Source organism: Pseudomonas sp. IPO3749, from assembly GCF_013386605.1.
GTDB lineage: Bacteria > Pseudomonadota > Gammaproteobacteria > Pseudomonadales > Pseudomonadaceae > Aquipseudomonas > Aquipseudomonas azotoformans_A.
Map to the genome: position 1 here is coordinate 56,745 of NZ_JACARN010000076.1, position 17,190 is coordinate 73,934.

A 17,190-nucleotide genomic window follows, 5' to 3' on the forward strand; every position below is an offset into this window, starting at 1 on the left:
CCCGCTCACCACAACAAGCCAGCCACCACAACACGCCAGCATCCACAGCAATCCCGTGTCCACAGGGGCGGGCAGGGTATAAATGAGAATGTTTTTTGATCGCGCCGCCCCAATATGGAATAGTACCCGCCGTTTTCCCCAGCCTGTCTAGCCGGGGTGTTTTAACGCCGAGGTCCTTGTCATGCGAATGCTGCGCTCCATCCCCACTCTTGCCGCCTGTGTGTTGGCGTTGTCTTCAAGCCTGCTGAGCGCCGCCCCCATCGACCTCAACGACGGCCAGCACGCCGTGCATCTGCCCGATGCGCCCAAGCGTGTGGTGGTGCTGGAATTCTCCTTTCTCGACAGCCTGGCCGCCGTTGACGTAACGCCCGTCGGCGCCGCCGATGATGGCGATGCCAACCGCGTGTTGCCCCGTGTGCGCCAGGCCATCGGCCAGTGGAAGTCCGTGGGCCTGCGCTCGCAGCCGAGCATCGAGGAAATCGCCCGGCTCAAGCCCGACCTGATCGTCGCCGACCTCAACCGTCACCAGGCGTTGTACAACGACCTGGCGAGCATCGCGCCGACCCTGTTGCTGCCGTCGCGCGGCGAGGATTACCAGGGCAGCCTGAAATCCGCCGAACTGATCGGCAAGGCGTTGGGCAAGAGCGAACAGATGGAAGCGCGGATCCAGAAAAACCGCGAGAACCTCAAGGCCATCGCACAACAGATCCCCGCCGGCGCCAGCGTGTTGTTTGGCGTCGCCCGTGAAGACAGCTTCTCCGTGCACGGCCCGGACTCCTACGCCGGCAGCGTGCTCGAAGCCATTGGCCTGAAAGTGCCCTCGGTGCGCGCCAACGCCGCGCCCACCGAGTTTGTCAGCCTGGAGCAACTGCTCGCCCTCGACCCCGGTTGGTTGCTGGTCGGCCATTACCGTCGCCCCAGCATCGTCGATAACTGGAGCAAGCAGCCGCTGTGGCAAGTGCTGGGCGCGGTACGTAATAAACAGGTTGCGCAAGTGGACGGCGACAGCTGGGCGCGCAATCGCGGTGTGCTGGCCTCGGAGCAGATCGCCGAAGACGCGCTGGCGATCCTCAAGGGCGGTAAAGCCGTACTGAGCCAATAAGCATGGGGCGAAGTCTTGCGGCAGCCGGCATTGTGCTGCTGGGTGCCGGGTTGTTCTGGTTGTCGCTGTACAGCTGGTCGCCGTTCACGATCACGGCGACGGATGCGTGGAATGGCCTGGTTCACCAGGGTAGCGTGGGCGGCAATATGGCCTACATCGTCGCGCAGTTGCGCGTGCCACGGGCGCTGTGTGCCGCGTTGGTCGGCGCCTGCCTGGGCTTGGCCGGTGCGTTGATGCAGGGCATTACCCGCAACCGCCTGGCCTCGCCGTCCTTGTTTGGTGTGACGGCCGGGGCGGCGCTGGGCTTGGCGCTGTTTTCCACCGGGTTGGTCGCGCCGCCGTTTGCCGGTGGTGCGTTGTTGATGACGTGCCTGGGCGGCGCGTTGGCCTGGGTCACGGTATTCAGCCTCGGCGGCGCCTGGTCACCGACCACCGCTCAGGGGCGACTGGTACTGGCCGGTGTGGCCGTGGCGGCGTTGTGCGCGGCATTGACCCGACTCACGGTGATCCTGGTCGAGGCCCAGGCGCAAAGCGTGCTCAATTGGCTGGCCGGTTCCCTGGCCAATGTCGGCGCCGCGCAGGTGCAATTGCTCTGGCCGTGCACCTTGATCGGCGGCCTGTGGGCGCTGTGGTGCGCGCCGCGCCTGAACCTGATCAACCTTGGCGAAGACGCCGCGCGCTCCCTGGGCGTGGGCATTGCCAGCCTGCGCTTGCAGGTGTTCATCGCCAGCCTGTTGCTGGTCGGCGCGAGCGTCTGCGCGGTGGGGCCGATCGGGTTTGTCGGGCTGATTGCGCCGAATATCCTTCGCCAGTTCCTCGGGAATGACTACCGCTGGCTGATCCCGCTGAGCGCCGCGTTGGGTGCGGTGATCGTGCTGGGCGCCGACCTGCTCAGCCGCGCCGTGGCGTTTCCGGTGGAGACCCCGGCGGGTGTGGTCACCGCGCTGATCGGCGCGCCGTTCTTCCTCTTTCTTGCCAGGCGCGCCCTATGACCCGGCCACCCTTGCGCCTATGGCTGCTGCTCGGCCTGTTGCTGCTGGCGACGTTGATCAGCCTCAGCGCCGGCACTGTGTGGCTCACCCCAGACACCGTGCTGGACCGCCTGCTGGCCCACGACGCCCTCGACTTCGAAGTCTGGAACCACCGCCTGCCACGCAGCTTGATCGCGATCCTTGCCGGTGCAGCCTTCGGCCTGGCCGGGGCGATTGTGCAGGGCGTGATCCGCAACCCGCTGGCCTCACCGGAAATCCTCGGTGTGACCCAAGGCGCCGGGCTGGCGCTGACCGTGGCGATCATCAGTTTGCCGCATCTGCCGATTGTATGGCTGCCGCTGGTGGCTTGCTTGGGTGGGGCGGGCGGCGCGTTGCTGCTGGCGCTGTACAACACCGGGGTGAGTTTTTCCGGGGTGCGGTTTGCCCTGTCCGGGGTGGCGATTGCGGTGACTTTGTCCAGTGTTACCGAGTTTCTGATCCTGTCCCATCCGCTGGATATCAACACCGCTTTGCTCGCCCTCACCGGCAGCCTATGGAGCCGCAACTGGCACCATGTGGCGCTGGTGTTGCCGTTCCTGATGTTGATCCCGGTGGGGCTGTGCCTGGCCAAGCCGCTGAACCTGATCGCCCTCGGCGATGAAGCCGCCCACAGCCTTGGCACGCCACTCAGTCGCACACGCTGGTTGGCGATGGCCTGCGCGGTGCTGCTGACCAGCCTGGGCGTAGGTGTGATCGGGCCGATCGGTTTTATCGGCCTGGTCGCGCCGCACATGGCGCGGCGGTTGGTGGGTGGGCATCACCAACACCTGTTGCCGGCGGCGATGCTGATCGGTGCGTTGCTGCTGGTGCTGGCCGACACGTTGGGGCGCACGTTGATCGCGCCCAGCGAAATCCCCGCCGGGGTGCTCACGGCGGTGATTGGCGCACCGTATTTTCTTTGGTTGCTGGCACGGTTCAAGGGCTGATCACATGAGTATTCTTCACGCACGCGAGCTGGATATCGGCTACGGCACCACGCGCATCGTGCAAGGCCTGTCCTTTGCGCCGCCGACCGGAAAGGTCACCGCCTTGATCGGTCCCAATGGCTGCGGCAAGTCGACCCTGCTCAAGGCCTTCGCGCGCATCCTCAAGCCGACCCAGGGCGAGCTGACCCTGGATGGCCAGGCCTACGCCAGCCTGTCCGCGCGCGAGTTGGCGCGACAGATCGCGTTCCTGCCGCAGGTGCTGCCGGTGCCCGAGGGCGTCAGCGTGCGCCAGTTGGTCGCCTATGGCCGTAGCCCGCATAACTCGCTGTGGGGGCGTTTGAGTGGCAGTGATCAATCTCACGTGACCCAAGCCATGCAGCGCCTGGAACTGGACGTGCTGGCTGATCGCGCTCTGGCGGATCTGTCCGGCGGCCAGCGTCAACGCGCCTGGCTGGCGATGGTGTTGGCGCAGAATGCGCCGGTGGTGCTGCTGGATGAACCCACCACCTACCTCGACATCAGCCATCAAGTCGAACTCATGGACTTGATGGGCGAACTGGCCGCTGAAGGCAAGACCGTGATCACGGTGCTGCACGACATCAACCAGGCTTGTCGGTATGCCGACCATTTGGCGGTGATGCACGGCGGCAAGTTGGTGGCGGATGGTGCGCCGGGGGCGGTGATCAGTGCCGAGTTGATGCGCCAGGTGTTTGATGTGCAGGTGCAGATCATCAATGAACCGGTGTCCGGCACACCGATGTGCGTGGTGGAAAAAAGCACCCGTTTTCAAGCCTGACTCGGGTCAAATGTGGGAGTTCAGTTGATTTCCACTGCTTTCTTCACGTCGATTGCCTTGGGCAACAGGCGGTTCTGATAAAACAAATCCGCCGTCGCCTGCTGTGCCTGGATGATCTTCTCGTCAATCGGCAAGATCGGCGAAGGCGGGCGGTTATCCATGTAACGCGCAATCACCTCAGCAGGCAGTCCCATAAAGCCGGTCAGCACGTTCAAACTGTCTTCACGCTGGCTGCGGGTGAGTGCTTCGGCAGCGCTGAGCTCATCTAGCAGGTCATGTACAAACACGCCATTGGCCTTCGCATAGTCGCGCCGCGCGGTATACACCGGCCCGGATAAACCCAGGCCTTCACCATTGGCCAGCACATGGCTGGGGCTCTGGCTCAACGCCAAGGATGAATAGGGCTCCCAGATCGCCCAGGCATCCACACTGCCTTGTTCGAACGCGGCGCGCGCGTCGGCAGGTGGCAGGTACACCGGCTGGATATCCTTGTAGCTCAAGCCGGCTTTGTTCAGGGCGCGCAGGATCAGGTTGTGGGAGCTGGAGCCCTTTTGGAAGGCGACTTTCTTACCCTTCAGGTCCGCCACTGAATGCAGCGGGCTGTCATTGCGCACCAGGATGGTTTCGGCGCTGGGCTTGGGCGGTTCGGCGCCGATGTAGACCAGGTTCGCACCCGCCGCCTGGGCGAACAGTGGCGGGATGTCGCCGGTCGAGCCCACGTCCAGTGCGCCAACGTTCAGTGCTTCCAGCATCTGCGGGCCGGCGGGGAATTCGATCCACTTCACGTCGGTCTGCGGGAAGCGTTTTTCCAGCAGGCCATGCTCCTTGGCGAGTACCAGGGCGATGGAGCCTTTCTGGTAGCCGATGCGCAAGGTCGCGGGGTCGGCCGCCAGTGCGGTTTGAGTGACGGCCAGCAGGGCGAGTAACAGCGCCGGAATTTTCATGCGTCGTCCTTTTTGAAGCGGTTTTCGGGGCGCGCCAAACCAAGGTTTTCACGCAAGGTCGTGCCGGTGTATTCGGTGCGGAACAGGCCGCGCCGTTGCAGCTCCGGCACCACCCAGTGGGCGAAATCCTCCAGCCCGCCCGGCAGGTGCGGCACCAGGATGTTGAAGCCATCGGCGGCGCCGTTTTCGAACCAGCGTTGCAACTCATCGGCGATCTGCGCGGGCGTGCCGATCAGGCTGTAATGCCCGCGCCCCCCGGCAATCCGTCGGCCCAACTGAGCGAGGGTCAGGTGTTCGCGGTGGGCCAGGTCACTCAGCAATTGTTGACGGCTGCGTTGCCCGCTGTCGGTCAGCGGCAACTCCGGCAACGGCCCGTCCAACGGGTAGCCGGACAAGTCGAAATTACCCAGCATGCGGCCGAGCAAGGCGACGCCCACTTCGGGCTCGACCAGGTCCTGGAACGCCTCGAATTTCGCCTGGGCTTCGGCCTCGGTCTGGCCGACCACTACGAACACCCCCGGCATGATTTTCAGCGAATCCGGCCCACGCCCGAATCGCTCAAGTCGCCCCTTGAGATCCGCATAAAACGCCTGGGCATTTTCCAGCGACGTCTGCGCGGTAAACACCACCTCGGCGGTTTGCGCCGCCAGTTCGCGGCCGGTTTCCGATGAGCCCGCCTGCACGATCACCGGCTGGCCCTGGGGCGAGCGCGCCACGTTCAGCGGGCCTTTGACGCGAAAGTGTTCGCCGACATGGTCCAGCACATGCCGTTTCGCCGGGTCGTAGTAGGTGCCGCTGGCCTTGTCCCGCACGAAGGCGTCGTCTTCCCAGCTGTCCCATAACCCGGTCACGACGTGATGAAACTCCCTGGCTCGGCTGTAGCGCTCGGCGTGGCCGAGGTGTTCATCGCGGCCGAAATTCTGCGCTTCAGCGGCGGCATCCGAGGTCACCAGGTTCCAGCCGGCACGGCCTCCAGACAGGTGATCCAGCGAGGCGAATTTGCGCGCTATGTGGTAGGGCTCGTTGTAGGTGGTGGTTGCGGTGGCGATCAGGCCGATGTGGTCCGTCACCGCACTCAACGCCGAGAGCAACGTCAGTGGTTCGAAGTGATCCGAACGTGCCATATGGCTGGCGATTTCACCCGTGGCCGCCGCAATGCTATCCGCCACGAACAGCGCATCGAACCTGGCCGCTTCAGCCACCCGTGCCAAATGCTTGTACTGGGCAAAATCCAGCCCGGCATTGGCCGGCACGTCCGGGTGGCGCCAGGCGGCGACGTGGTGCCCGGTGGCCATGAGAAAGGCGCCGAGTTTCAGTTGACGGCTCATGCTTAGAAATCCTTGCGCAGTTGTACGCCGAAGTAACGTTCGTCGTCACGGGGCACGGCGCGGTAGATGTAGTTGCCGCCGCTGGCCAGCAGCGGTGAGTAGGATTTGTCGGCGAGGTTCTTCGCCAGGAATGCGACGCGCCAGCCATTGCTGTAGTCGGCCAGGGCCACGCTGGCGTTCCAGATGCCGTAGGCGCCTTGTTTGGTGTCGAGGTTCTGGCTGATGTCGTACTGCACTTCGCTCTGCCAGCTGTAGTCGGTGCCCAGCTCGATGTCCAGGCCGTTATCCAGCGGGAGGGTGTAGTCGGCGCGCACGTAGCTTTTCCAGTCCGGGCTGAAGGGCAGCGGCTTGCCATTTACGTTGCAGGTTGCGGCGGCACCGGCCGGGCAGGCGAATTCGTCGATGCGCGCGCGGGTGTAGGCCAGGGCTCCGGACAGCTTGAGTTGCTGGGTGGCCTGCAAGGCGTAATCCAACTCGACGCCTTCGGTGCTCACGCTGCCGGCGTTGATCAGGCGCGTCACCACTTGCCCGGCGACCGTGTCGAAAAAGTTGGCCTGGTAGTTGTCGTAATCGCTGTGGAACACCGCCAGATTGGTGGTCAGGCGGTTGTTCCAGGCGGTGGCCTTGATCCCGGCTTCCCAGGTGTTGGAGGTTTCCGGCTTGAGCGCGTCAGTGTCACGCGGCTGCATATTGAAGAACACGTTGTAGGCCGGGCCTTTGTAGCCGCGCGAATAGGTCAGGTAACTGGTGACGCTATCACTGATGTCGTACTGCACGCCCAGGCGACCGGACCAACCGTCTTCGTCCACGGAACCGGAACTGGACGTGGCCGGCTGAATCCCACTGACCGTGGTGGCCGAAGTGGAGGCGCGGCGGTGATCGTATTTCAGGTCATCGTGGGTGTAGCGCAGGCCGGCGATGCCACGAAACCGCGAGGTGAAGTTCAGCGTGGTCTCGCCGAACACCGCGTAGCTGTCGTTGGTGGTGCTGTAGTCGGCGATGCCGCGGTCGGTACGCGTGGTGGTGGTGAGGGTGCGCTGATAGGTTTCTTCATCCTTGCCGTGCATGTAGAACAGGCCGCCGACATATTCCAGGAACTCACCCTTAGGTGAGGCCAGGCGCAGTTCCTGAGAGTACTGGTTGAACTCAAGCTGGCCTTTGTCGGCGGTACCGGGGAAGGCCGCCGTTACTGTGCCCAGGCGGTCGCCGTCCTGGTATTGGGTGTTGTCCCAACCGCGCCAGGCGGTGATCGACGTCAGGGTGTAGTCGCCGAGGTTCCAGTCCAACTGGGCGGACAGGCCCTTGTTGGTGTCTTCCACATGGCTGCGGGTATCGGTGTTGATGTCGCGGTTGTCGCTGGAGGCTCGCACCGGGCTCAGCGCGTTGGCGAACGCCGGGGTCAGGGATTTGCTGACCACGCCGTTCGGCGCGTCGTCGTGGGACTGCATGTAGTCGGCGATCAGGGTCAGTTTCAGGTCGTCGTTGGGGGTGAATTCCAACTTGCCGCGAATGCCCTTGTGGTTGTAGCCGTTGACCTCCTGGCCATTGTGCTGGTTGTCGACATTACCGTCGTAGCTGCCGAACAGCGTACTGATCGAACCCTTGAGCACATCCGGCACCAGGCTGCCGCCGATGCCGAACCGGGTACGGCTTTCGTTGCCGCTGTAGTACGACTGGTCGATATAGCCATGAGTCTCGGCGGTGGGCGCCTTGCTGGTGATGTTCAGCACACCGGCCGAGGCGTTCTTGCCGAACAGCGTGCCTTGGGGGCCGCGCAGCACCTCGATGCGTTCCAGGTCGAGCAGGTCAAGGGTGGCCTGGCCGGGGCGGGCGTAGACCACGCCGTCGATCACCGTGGCCACCGTCGGCTCGACGCCGGGGGAGGTGGAAATGGTGCCCACGCCGCGCACGAACAGCGAGGTGTCCTTGTTGGAGGCGCCGGTGCGGAAGTTCAGCGACGGCACCTGCTGGGCGATGCTCGCCACGCCGTTGCGGTTGTCGCGCTCCAGCTGTTCGCCATCGAGGACCGAGACGGCCACCGGGACTTTTTGCAGCGATTCTTCGCGGCGCGTGGCGGTGACGGTCACGGATTTGAGTGTCGGCTCCTGCGCGTCGGCCGCAAAGGCATCGGGGGCGGGCAGGGCGGTCAACCCGGCCAGTATCAGGAAAGTGCTGCGTTGGAAGGTGTGCATGCTGTGCCCGCTCGAAAAGATTGCCCTGAACCGCTGCGGTTCTTGCGACCGTCAGCGCCTGTGAAATGTCTTTAGCATTCGCTCGAGCGAGTAGCAGACAACGCGCTTTGTTAGCGCTAACATCGGCATTATTGGTAGGTCTGGTTTAGAACGTCAAATACTGAAAAATTAGTCCTATATTCTTTTTGGTTTTTAACAGGATTATCCCTTGAGCGAAGACAAACCGCGCAAACGCCGTGGCGCCGGGCGTGTCACCTTGAATACCGTGGCCCGCCAGGCCGGGGTGTCGGCGATTACCGTGTCGCGTTACTTCAACCAGCCGGAACAAGTGTCACCCGAACGCCGCGAGCGCATCGCCGAGGTGGTGGCCGAGCTGGGTTACGTGCCCAACCTGGTGGCCGGCGGGCTGGCGTCGGCGCGTGGGCGCATCGTCGCGATGGTGATCCCGAACATCTCGGGGCCGATCTTTGCCAATACCATCCAGGGCTTCAGCGACACCCTCAGCCGGCATGGCTATCAACTGTTGTTGGCGTCGAGTTACTTCAGCGCCGAGCAGGAAGAGAGTGCGGTGCGTGCGTTCCTTGGCTGGTCGCCGGCGGCGCTGGTGCTGACCAGCCGCTTCCACAGCGCGGCGACTGAAAAGATGATCGCCGACGTGGATATCCCGGTGGTAGAAACCTGGGACTACGTGCCCGAACGCGCACCGTTGCAAATCGGGTTTTCCCACTTCGAAGTGGGCGTCACCGCTGCGCGCTATCTGCATGGGCAGGGTTATCGGCGGATTGCTTTCGTGCAGAACAGTGCAGCCGGGGACTTCAGCGCCATGGAGCGGGGTGAGGGTTTCGCCGCGACCTTGACCGCGTTGGGTGTGCAGCCCTGGGTCTTCTCTCCCGACCCAGATCGCGCACCCTTCGAAGCGGGTAAACAGGCCATGGAAGTATTGATGAGCCATGCCACGCCGCCGGATGCGATCTTCTTCGCCAATGACAACCTGGCGGCCGGTGGTTTGCTGGCTGGGCAGCGGGCCGGACTGAAGATCCCCGAGCAGTGCGCAGTGCTCGGTTTCGGCGATTACCCGTTCGCAGAAATGCTGCTGCCGAGCCTGAGTACGATCAAACCACCCGCATTGGAAATAGGTGTATTGGCCGCCACGCGTGTCCTGGAAAGTTTGGGTGTGCTGCCTGTAGAAGATGAAGTAACGCGTTTGAATTTATTGCAGTGCCGTCTGATTGCGCGTGAAAGCGCCTAAGTGGCTAATTGCAACTAGTCGAGTGATGGCTATTAGCTGCTAAGGCTCTGGCGCAAGTGTCTTGGCGCTTATGTTTATTTTATTCCCCTCCTTCCGGAACTAGGTCTATAACTTCCAGTCGATAACCCCGGCTTACTCTATACGGGGTTGTGGCTAACTAATGGCATGTTTCCGTAGTTTCAAATAGCCATACTTTCTCGCAACACTAGATACCTGAACATTATGTCGTCAGCGCCTATCGATGCCTGCCAGATGCAGATCCCGCACCCCGAACAGGTGTGCGCGTGGCTGATGCAGCATGCCGGGCTGAAAACGGTGGACCTGGAGCGCGCCCGACGCTTGTCCACGGACGACCTGCTGAGCCTGCTGACGCGCCTGGGCCTGGTCTCCGAAGTGGAACTGGCGCGCGCCTGGGCCGCATTGCTCGGGGCGCCACTGTTGCTGGCCGAGGCCGCACCGCCGTTGCTCGATCCCTTGCCTGCACTGACCGAACGCTTCATGCGTCACTACCAAGTGGTGCCCATGGGCTGGAGCCAGGGCGGCCTGCGGGTGATGGCGGCCAACCCGGCGCAACTTTATCCGTTCCAGGCCCTGGCCTATGCGTGCCAGGTACCGGTGTGGCTGGCGATCGGCCCGCGCAACGAAGTCGACACCCTGATCGAGCGCTACTACGGCCAGGGCCGTTCGGCGATGGGCACGCTGATCGAGAACCTCGATGAGCAGGGTGGTACCCAGGAAGATATCGAACACCTCAAGGACATGGCCTCCGAAGCGCCGGTGATCCGCCTGGTCAACCTGATCCTGCAGCGCGCCGTGGAACAGCGCGCCTCGGATATCCATATCGAACCCTTCGAAAACCAGCTCAAGGTGCGCTACCGCGTCGACGGCGTGTTGCACGATGCTGAAGCGCCGCCGGCCAGTTCGTCGGCGGCGGTGATTTCGCGGGTGAAGATCATGGCGCGGCTGGACATCGCCGAGCGCAGGCTGCCCCAAGACGGGCGCATCATGCTGCGTATCCAGGGCAAGGAACTCGACCTGCGCGTGTCCACGGTGCCCACCAGTTTCGGCGAGTCGGTGGTGCTGCGCCTGCTGGACCGGCAAACCGTGCAGTTCGACTTCCCGAGCCTGGGCTTCGACGGCCAGCGTCTGGCGACTTTCCTCGACCTGCTGGAACGGCCCCACGGCATTCTGCTGGTCACCGGGCCCACCGGTTCCGGCAAGACCACCACGCTCTACACCGCGCTGTCGCGGCTCAACACCGCCGAGCGCAAGATCATCACCGTGGAAGACCCGGTGGAGTACCAGCTCGAAGGCATCAACCAGATCCAGGTCAAGCCCGCCATCGGCCTGGACTTCGCTGGGGCGCTGCGCTCCATCGTGCGCCAGGACCCGGACGTGATCATGATCGGCGAGATCCGCGACCTGGAAACCTGCCGCATCGCCATTCAATCGTCGCTGACTGGGCACCTGGTGCTTTCCACCCTGCACACCAACAGCGCCTCGGCGAGTATCACGCGGCTGCTGGACATGGGGGTGGAAAGCTACCTGATCGCCTCGACCGTCAGCGGCATTCTCGCCCAGCGCCTGGTGCGGCGCCTGGACCCGGCCAGCCGCGTGGCCTTTGAAGCGCCGCCGGAACTGATCGCAGAGCACGGCCTGGATCGTCTGACCGAACAACGGCCGATCCTGCTCTATCGCGGTGACTATCACGGCCGCAGTGCCCTCACTGAGCTGCTGGTGATGAACGACGAACTGCGCGGCCTGTTGATGCGTCACGCCGATGCCGCCACGTTGGAACAGGCTGCTCGCCGCGCCGGTTTGCGCACCCTGTATGAAGAGGGACTGCGCCAAGCGCTGGCGGGTATTACCTCGTTGGAAGAAGTGCTGCGCGTTACCCGTGGGGACGGCGCGTGAGCCTGTTCAAGTTCCGCGCCCTGGACAGCCACGGTGTGCCGCACAACGGTACGCTGGAAGCCAAGGACCAAGTCGCCGCCGTCGCGGCCTTGCACAAGCGCGGCCTGTTGCTGTTGCAGATTGAAGCTGCCGGCAGCCCCTTGCTGCGCAACCCACGCGGGCAGTTGAAGGGCGCGGCGTTGGTGAGTTTTACCCAGCAACTGGCCACGTTGCTGGGCGCCGGCCAGCCCCTTGAGCGTTCCCTTGGGCTGCTGCTCAGGCAACCCGGCCAACCCCAGGTGCGCGCACTGATTGAGCGCATCCGCGATCACGTCAAGGCGGGTAAACCCCTGTCCGCCGCATTGGAACAAGAGGGCGGCAGCTTCTCACCGTTGTACCTGAGCATGGTGCGTGCCGGTGAAGCCGGTGGCGCGCTGGAAAGTACCCTGCGTCAGCTCAGCGATTACCTGGAACGCAGCGAGCGGCTGCGCGGCGAGGTGATCAATGCGCTGATCTATCCGGCCTTCCTGGTGGTGGGCGTGCTCGGTTCCCTGGCGTTATTGCTGGCGTATGTGGTGCCGCAATTCGTGCCGATCTTCCAGGACCTGGGCGTGCCGATTCCGTTGATCACCGAAGTGATTCTGGCCTTGGGTGAGTTCCTCGGCGCCTATGGCCTGGTGGTGTTGGCCGGGCTGATCGTAGGCGGTGGGGGCTGGGCCGTACGTCTGCGCAATCCAGCATTTCGGGAACAATACGATCGACGCCTGCTCGGCATTCGCGTGGTCGGCCCGTTGCTGCAACGGGTCGAGGCGGCACGCCTGACGCGTACCCTCGGCACGCTGCTCAGCAACGGCGTGGCGTTGCTGCACGCCTTGGTGATCGCGCGGCAAGTCTGCACCAACCGCGCGTTGCAGGCTCAGGTGGCGCATGCGGCGGAATCGGTGAAAGGCGGCGGCACCCTCGCCAGCGCGTTTGGCAGCCAGCCGTTGTTGCCCGAACTGGCCCTGCAAATGATTGAAGTCGGCGAACAGGCCGGCGAACTCGACAGCATGCTGCTCAAGGTGGCCGACATCTTCGACGTCGAAGCCAAGCGCGGCATCGACCGCCTGCTTGCCGCACTCGTGCCGTCCCTGACCGTGGTCATGGCGGTGCTGGTGGCGGTGATCATGTTGGCGATCATGCTGCCGCTGATGAGCCTGACCAGCAATATATGAAGGAGCTTGACCCATGAGAAAACCCCGCCGCCAAAGCGGTTTCACCCTGTTGGAAATGCTCGCGGTAATTGTGCTGCTGGGCATCGTTGCCACCATTGTCGTGCGCCAGGTCGGCGGCAATGTGGACAAGGGCAAGTACGGCGCGGGCAAGGCGCAACTGGCCAGCCTGAGTATGAAGATCGACAGCTACGCCCTTGACGTCGGCGCGCCACCCACCAGCCTGCAACAGCTGGTGGACAGACCCGGCGGCTATGCCAAACCGTCAGACCTCAAGGACCCGTTCGGGCATGCTTTCGGCTATCGCTTCCCCGGCGAGCACGGCGCCTTCGACCTGATCTTCTACGGCCAGGATGGCCAGCCGGGCGGCGAAGGCTATAGTGCCGACCTGGGCAATTGGGAGTAACGCCGCCATGTTCCAGCGCGGCTTTACCCTGCTGGAGATGCTGGTGGTGATCCTGTTGATCAGTCTCGCCGTCAGCTTGCTGGGGCTGGGCGTACGCCAGGGCCTGCAGGCGGCAAAAGAACGCCGCGCGGTAGGGCAGATGGTGGACGCGCTACGCACCACGCGGGCGGGGGCGATTGTCAGCGGGCAGGCGGCGCGCACGTCGTTTGATCTGGCGGACCGCACCTTCCAGGCGCCGGGGCGTGCGTTGCAACGGTGGCCGTCCGAGCTGCAAGTGACGCTGCACACTGCGGAGCAAGTGGGTCCTGGCGTCGAGTTCTATCCCGACGGCAGCTCCACCGGCGGCAATCTTCTATTGGCCAGTGGCACCCGGCGTTGGCGCATCGATATCGGCTGGCTCACCGGCAGCGTGCAATCCAAGGCGCTGCCATGAAGCGGCAAGGCGGTTTCACGCTGCTGGAAATGCTTGCCGCACTGACGCTGATGGCGGTGTGCAGCACGGTGCTGCTGGTTGCCTTCGGCCAAAGCGCGCGCTCGTTGTCCCAGGTGGCCCACAGTGATCGGCTTACCCATGCGGCGCTGACGATTTTCGATCAGGAGGCAGCAGGGCGATTGAGCAACGGCGTCAGCCAGGGCGAACTCGATGGCATCCGCTGGCAACTGACCAGTACCCGACAACAAACCCATATTTTCCGCCTCGACCTGGTTCTCCGTGAGGGCCCGCACCAGGCCCGTTTCAGCACCTTGAAGGCGCGCCTGTGAAGCGCCGCGAGCAGGGCTTTACCTTGCTGGAAATCCTCGTAGTGCTCAGTTTGTTGGGCGTTTTGCTGGTGCTGGTTGGGGGCGCATTGCTGGGTGCCAATCGTGCCGTATCCAAGGCCCAGGCCTATACCGTGAGCCTGGACGAAGTGCGCGCCGCCCAACAGTTTTTACGCACAGCGATCAGCGAGGCGTTACCGCTGGCGGTGGGCGAGGGCGATGGATTTTTTGTCGGCACAGCGCAGCGGCTGGAGTTTGTCTCGACCCTGCCCGGCGTGCTCGGTGGTGGAATCCACCGGTTCAGCCTGCAACAGGTCGAACAGGCGTTGCAGGTCGGGTTTTCTCAACGTGAACCCCAGGTGTTGCTGAACAACCTTGAGGACGTGCAGTTCAGTTATCGCGGCGTGTCTGCGCTGGGTCAGCCCACCGGTTGGCTCAGTGACTGGCCATGGCCCAGGCGTTTGCCTGCGGCCGTGCGCATCGCCGCCAACGTCGACGGCCCGGTGCCCTGGGTGACCCAGGTGATTGCCCTGCGCTTGAACCTGTCCAGTGGGAGCGTGGAAGAGTGAGGCGCCAACGCGGTGCGGCCCTGCTGCTGGTGCTGTGGGGGCTGGCGTTGCTCAGCGTGTTGCTCGGCGGCCTGGCCGGCTGGGTGCAGCTGGAAAGCCGCCAGGCCCTGTGGCTGCGCCAGCACACACAAACCGTGCTGGCGGCCGAAGCCGGTATCGCCCTGGTCATGGCCGACCGTCGCTGGGTGGCCGATGGTCGCGAGATCCCCCTGACGTTTGATGATGCCCAACTGCACGTCAGCCTGCGCAGTGAGCGCGGCAAGCTCTACCTGGTCAACGCCGAGGCGCAGGATTTCACCCGCCTGGCCCTGGCCTGCGGCGCCACTACAGCCCAGGCGACGCAACTGTCCAAGGCCCTCCGGACGCGCCGGCAACAAGGCCTGGCGCCGTTCCGGGTGCTGGAAGAAGTACGCCAACTGCCCGGCATGACCCAAACCCTCTACAGCCAATTGCTGCCCGAGATCACCTTGTGGAGCGATCTGGATCGCCCCGATCCCGCCTTCGCCAGCCCGCTGATGCGCAAGGCACTGAATCTTCCGCCCCAGAACGCCGAAGGTGCCGATCCGGGCGAAGTACTCGTCGTCGACAGCCGCGCCGAGCGCCCTGGCGGTTATCAGGCGCGGCTGCAAGTCACCGTTTTATTGAGCCCATCGGAGGACAGCGCACAGCCCTATCGGGTGTTGCGTTGGCAAGAATGAATCGACTGGAACCCATCGCCCGGCACTGGCGCGGCAGCCTGCTGCAACAGGGTTGGCGCTTGTGGCTTGCGGAGCTGCGCGCCTGTGTGCCGAGCTGGCTGGCACGACCAGAACCGCCGGAGCAGATCCATCACTGGCCGTTGGCGGCGCCGGTCGTGGCGGGCAGTACGCGCCAGGTGTTGATGCTCGGCGCGGATGACGTATTGCTGCAACACGTGCAACTGCCTTTGGCCGCCGCGCGTAACCTCAACGCGGTGGTCGGTTATGAGCTGGACCGCTACACCCCGTTCGAGGCCGACCAACTCTACTTCGTCGCACGCCAGGAACGGCGCACGTCCACCCACCTTGAGGTCACGCTGGTGGCGATCCTGCGCGAACGCCTGGACCCGATCCTCACCGACTGCGCCGCCCTCGGCCTGCATCCCCATCGCGTGGATGCGGCCAACCTCGGCATCGACCTGCTGCCCCCGCCGCTGCGCCCGCGCCAACGTCCGCCGGGCATGGGTTTGCAACGCAGCCTACCGTGGTTGTGCGGGGCCTTGCTGATCGCGGCGATGCTGCTGTGGCTCAACGACCGTCAACGTGTCATCGACGCCATGCATGCCAGTGTCCAGCAACAGAAAGACGAGGTCGCCGAGGTGCATGCCCTGCGCCAGCAACTGCTCAATACCCGTGGCGCCGCGCAGTACCTTACCCGGCGCAAACTGGCGCAACCGCCCCTGGCCGCGTTGCTCAATGACCTGACCACTTGCCTGCCCGCCGACACTTGGCTGGATCAGCTGGACGTCAAGGACGGCGAGATTTCCCTCTCCGGCCAAAGCGCCAAGGCCAGCGCATTGATCACTCGTATCAAAGGTTGCCGCAGCCTGGAAAACGCCCAGTTCGAAGGGGTGATCCAACCCGATGCCCGCACCGGCAAGGACCAGTTTGCCTTGCGCGCCCACCTACGCCAGGAGGCCGCCGATGCGCCGACCCCTCACACCCCGTGAACGCCGCGGCACTGCCTTGCTGGTGTTGGCGTTGGTGCTCGGCACGGCCTATTGGCTGCTGGTCGACAGCTGGTTCGCCGGCCCGCTGCGCGACATGGGCGAACAGGCCGAACAGTTGCGCGAGCAACAGCAACGCTATGCCAGCGTGTTGCGTCAACGTGATGCGCTGCGCCAACAGCTTGAGCAGGCCCGCCAGGACCCGGCCAGCAGCACCAGCCTGTTGCCGGGGGATGACCCCGACGTGGTGGCCGCCGACCTGATGCAGCGCCTTGCCGACCTGATCAACAGCCACGCCAACCTCGGCGGCGGTTGCAGCCTGACCCAGCGCAAGCCCATCACGCCGGAGCAGGACGACGGCGAGCCGTATCGCCAGGTCAAGGTCAGCCTGACCCTCGACTGCGCCATCGAACCCCTGGAAGCGCTGTTGCATGAGCTGGAGTATCAGCCGCCGTTCTTGTTCGTGGATGAACTGCGCATCCGCCGCAGCCAACAGGCGCCGGCCAATGGCGGTGCAGGCAAGCTGGTGGTGCATCTATTGGTACGCGGTTACCTGCAACCGGCGCGGGTGACCCCATGATCAGCAAGTTACGCCCCTTGGAGTGGGGCCTGCTCGGCTTGTCGGGATTGCTGGGCGTGTTGATGGCGGTGATCCTCAGCAGCATCGGTGATGAGCCGCAATGGCTGCCTGACGCGCCCACGCGCGCCCATCCCACCGCCCAGGTGCAGGTCGCGCCGAGCGTCCCGCTGGAACACCTCGCCGCCACATGGCAGGCGCCGTTGTTCAGCCCGGATCGCAGCCCGGATCGCGTCGTGGGCAAAGCCCAGGTCACCAGCCTGGCCAACCTGACCCTCAGCGGCATCATGATCACCGGCAATCTGCAAATGGCCATGCTCAAGCAAGCCGACGGCCGCGCCCTGACGGTCCGCCTCGGCCAGGCCTTGCCCAACGGCTGGCGCCTGGACCACCTGACCCCGCAATCCGCCCGATTCAGCCTGGACGGCCGCACGCAAACCTTGAGCTTCTACGCCAAGCGCCTACCACCGCCGTCCACCCGGCCCCCCATTACTTTGCCCCGCGAGCCTCTCCCTTGATCGAC

Annotated in this window: 18 protein-coding genes; 15 read left to right on the forward strand and 3 right to left on the reverse strand. The window is 64.1% G+C overall.

The features are described 5' to 3' along the window. Nucleotides 1–187 precede the first annotated feature (187 nt). From HX812_RS26315 to fecE, 4 genes are read left to right on the forward strand one after another with little or no spacing between them, the layout of a single operon-like run. Nucleotides 188–1,102: a Fe(3+) dicitrate ABC transporter substrate-binding protein gene (locus HX812_RS26315; protein ID WP_371318426.1), complete on the forward strand. Its 915-nt coding sequence runs from the start codon at nucleotides 188–190 to the stop codon at nucleotides 1,100–1,102. Nucleotides 1,103–1,104: 2 nt separating this feature from the next. Further along, nucleotides 1,105–2,094, forward strand: a complete 990-nt coding sequence (gene fecC, locus HX812_RS26320; RefSeq protein WP_033901709.1) for an iron-dicitrate ABC transporter permease FecC — start codon at nucleotides 1,105–1,107, stop codon at nucleotides 2,092–2,094. Next, the gene (locus tag HX812_RS26325) at nucleotides 2,091–3,059 is read left to right on the forward strand and encodes an iron chelate uptake ABC transporter family permease subunit (protein WP_038845676.1); all 969 of its coding nucleotides are present in this window, start codon (nucleotides 2,091–2,093) and stop codon (nucleotides 3,057–3,059) included. Before fecC ends, HX812_RS26325 begins: the two co-directional genes overlap by 4 nt. A 4-nt stretch (nucleotides 3,060–3,063) precedes the next feature. Further along, a complete protein-coding gene (gene fecE, locus HX812_RS26330; RefSeq protein WP_038845678.1) occupies nucleotides 3,064–3,855 on the forward strand; it encodes a Fe(3+) dicitrate ABC transporter ATP-binding protein FecE in 792 nt (263 codons plus the stop codon). A gap of 20 nt (nucleotides 3,856–3,875) precedes the next feature. Here fecE and HX812_RS26335 read toward each other — a convergent pair whose 3' ends face one another. Genes HX812_RS26335 through HX812_RS26345 form a run of 3 tightly spaced genes read right to left on the reverse strand, consistent with a single transcriptional unit; the run spans nucleotide 3,876 to nucleotide 8,319 of the window. Then, nucleotides 3,876–4,799 carry a sulfonate ABC transporter substrate-binding protein gene (locus HX812_RS26335; RefSeq protein ID WP_038845681.1) on the reverse strand — a complete coding sequence of 308 codons (924 nt, stop codon included), beginning with the start codon at nucleotides 4,797–4,799 and terminating at the stop codon, nucleotides 3,876–3,878. Then, nucleotides 4,796–6,127: an LLM class flavin-dependent oxidoreductase gene (locus HX812_RS26340; RefSeq protein WP_038845683.1), complete on the reverse strand. Its 1,332-nt coding sequence runs from the start codon at nucleotides 6,125–6,127 to the stop codon at nucleotides 4,796–4,798. The genes HX812_RS26335 and HX812_RS26340 overlap by 4 nt, the downstream gene beginning before the upstream one ends. A 2-nt stretch (nucleotides 6,128–6,129) precedes the next feature. Then, entirely contained in the window at nucleotides 6,130–8,319 is a 2,190-nt protein-coding gene (locus HX812_RS26345; RefSeq protein ID WP_038845686.1) for a TonB-dependent receptor, read from the reverse strand. A gap of 208 nt (nucleotides 8,320–8,527) precedes the next feature. Here HX812_RS26345 and HX812_RS26350 point away from each other — a divergent pair, with 208 nt between their 5' ends. The 11 genes from HX812_RS26350 to HX812_RS26400 all read left to right on the forward strand — a co-directional run bounded on the left by HX812_RS26350 (nucleotide 8,528) and on the right by HX812_RS26400 (nucleotide 17,185). Further along, the gene (locus HX812_RS26350) at nucleotides 8,528–9,568 is read left to right on the forward strand and encodes a LacI family DNA-binding transcriptional regulator (RefSeq protein ID WP_038845688.1); all 1,041 of its coding nucleotides are present in this window, start codon (nucleotides 8,528–8,530) and stop codon (nucleotides 9,566–9,568) included. Nucleotides 9,569–9,820: 252 nt separating this feature from the next. Next, nucleotides 9,821–11,482 carry a type II secretion system ATPase GspE gene (gene gspE, locus HX812_RS26355; RefSeq protein WP_371318425.1) on the forward strand — a complete coding sequence of 554 codons (1,662 nt, stop codon included), beginning with the start codon at nucleotides 9,821–9,823 and terminating at the stop codon, nucleotides 11,480–11,482. After that, nucleotides 11,479–12,675 (forward strand): type II secretion system inner membrane protein GspF, encoded by a 1,197-nt coding sequence (gspF, locus tag HX812_RS26360; protein WP_038845692.1) that lies wholly within the window; start codon nucleotides 11,479–11,481, stop codon nucleotides 12,673–12,675. The genes gspE and gspF overlap by 4 nt, the downstream gene beginning before the upstream one ends. 13 nt (nucleotides 12,676–12,688) lie before the next feature. Further along, complete coding sequence (locus HX812_RS26365; RefSeq protein ID WP_016978124.1) at nucleotides 12,689–13,078, forward strand: type II secretion system protein GspG; 390 nt, start codon at nucleotides 12,689–12,691, stop codon at nucleotides 13,076–13,078. Nucleotides 13,079–13,085: 7 nt separating this feature from the next. Next, a complete protein-coding gene (locus HX812_RS26370; RefSeq protein ID WP_038845693.1) occupies nucleotides 13,086–13,511 on the forward strand; it encodes a GspH/FimT family pseudopilin in 426 nt (141 codons plus the stop codon). Continuing rightward, nucleotides 13,508–13,840, forward strand: a complete 333-nt coding sequence (locus HX812_RS26375) for a type II secretion system protein (RefSeq protein ID WP_038845695.1) — start codon at nucleotides 13,508–13,510, stop codon at nucleotides 13,838–13,840. Before HX812_RS26370 ends, HX812_RS26375 begins: the two co-directional genes overlap by 4 nt. Continuing rightward, a complete protein-coding gene (locus HX812_RS26380) occupies nucleotides 13,837–14,406 on the forward strand; it encodes a prepilin-type N-terminal cleavage/methylation domain-containing protein (protein WP_038845696.1) in 570 nt (189 codons plus the stop codon). The genes HX812_RS26375 and HX812_RS26380 overlap by 4 nt, the downstream gene beginning before the upstream one ends. Then, nucleotides 14,403–15,104, forward strand: a complete 702-nt coding sequence (locus HX812_RS26385) for a hypothetical protein (protein WP_038845699.1) — start codon at nucleotides 14,403–14,405, stop codon at nucleotides 15,102–15,104. Before HX812_RS26380 ends, HX812_RS26385 begins: the two co-directional genes overlap by 4 nt. Further along, on the forward strand, nucleotides 15,101–16,093 hold the full coding sequence (locus HX812_RS26390; RefSeq protein WP_038845702.1) for a type II secretion system protein GspL: 993 nt from the start codon (nucleotides 15,101–15,103) through the stop codon (nucleotides 16,091–16,093). The genes HX812_RS26385 and HX812_RS26390 overlap by 4 nt, the downstream gene beginning before the upstream one ends. Beyond that, entirely contained in the window at nucleotides 16,068–16,670 is a 603-nt protein-coding gene (gspM, locus tag HX812_RS26395) for a type II secretion system protein GspM (RefSeq protein ID WP_038845704.1), read from the forward strand. Before HX812_RS26390 ends, gspM begins: the two co-directional genes overlap by 26 nt. Beyond that, the gene (locus HX812_RS26400) at nucleotides 16,667–17,185 is read left to right on the forward strand and encodes a general secretion pathway protein GspN (protein WP_038845707.1); all 519 of its coding nucleotides are present in this window, start codon (nucleotides 16,667–16,669) and stop codon (nucleotides 17,183–17,185) included. Before gspM ends, HX812_RS26400 begins: the two co-directional genes overlap by 4 nt. Nucleotides 17,186–17,190 lie beyond the last annotated feature (5 nt).

What these genes read in the sequence shown, in the direction of transcription:
- HX812_RS26315 (WP_371318426.1), top strand. Translation starts at nt 188, where the DNA reads ATGCTGCGCTCCATCCCCACTCTTGCCGCCTGTGTGTTGGCGTTGTCT.
- fecC (WP_033901709.1), top strand. Translation starts at nt 1,105, where the DNA reads ATGGGGCGAAGTCTTGCGGCAGCCGGCATTGTGCTGCTGGGTGCCGGG.
- HX812_RS26325 (WP_038845676.1), top strand. Translation starts at nt 2,091, where the DNA reads ATGACCCGGCCACCCTTGCGCCTATGGCTGCTGCTCGGCCTGTTGCTG.
- fecE (WP_038845678.1), top strand. Translation starts at nt 3,064, where the DNA reads ATGAGTATTCTTCACGCACGCGAGCTGGATATCGGCTACGGCACCACG.
- HX812_RS26335 (WP_038845681.1), bottom strand. Translation starts at nt 4,799, where the DNA reads ATGAAAATTCCGGCGCTGTTACTCGCCCTGCTGGCCGTCACTCAAACC.
- HX812_RS26340 (WP_038845683.1), bottom strand. Translation starts at nt 6,127, where the DNA reads ATGAGCCGTCAACTGAAACTCGGCGCCTTTCTCATGGCCACCGGGCAC.
- HX812_RS26345 (WP_038845686.1), bottom strand. Translation starts at nt 8,319, where the DNA reads ATGCACACCTTCCAACGCAGCACTTTCCTGATACTGGCCGGGTTGACC.
- gspE (WP_371318425.1), top strand. Translation starts at nt 9,821, where the DNA reads ATGCAGATCCCGCACCCCGAACAGGTGTGCGCGTGGCTGATGCAGCAT.
- HX812_RS26365 (WP_016978124.1), top strand. Translation starts at nt 12,689, where the DNA reads ATGAGAAAACCCCGCCGCCAAAGCGGTTTCACCCTGTTGGAAATGCTC.
- HX812_RS26370 (WP_038845693.1), top strand. Translation starts at nt 13,086, where the DNA reads ATGTTCCAGCGCGGCTTTACCCTGCTGGAGATGCTGGTGGTGATCCTG.
- HX812_RS26375 (WP_038845695.1), top strand. Translation starts at nt 13,508, where the DNA reads ATGAAGCGGCAAGGCGGTTTCACGCTGCTGGAAATGCTTGCCGCACTG.
- HX812_RS26390 (WP_038845702.1), top strand. Translation starts at nt 15,101, where the DNA reads ATGAATCGACTGGAACCCATCGCCCGGCACTGGCGCGGCAGCCTGCTG.
- gspM (WP_038845704.1), top strand. Translation starts at nt 16,068, where the DNA reads ATGCGCCGACCCCTCACACCCCGTGAACGCCGCGGCACTGCCTTGCTG.
- HX812_RS26400 (WP_038845707.1), top strand. Translation starts at nt 16,667, where the DNA reads ATGATCAGCAAGTTACGCCCCTTGGAGTGGGGCCTGCTCGGCTTGTCG.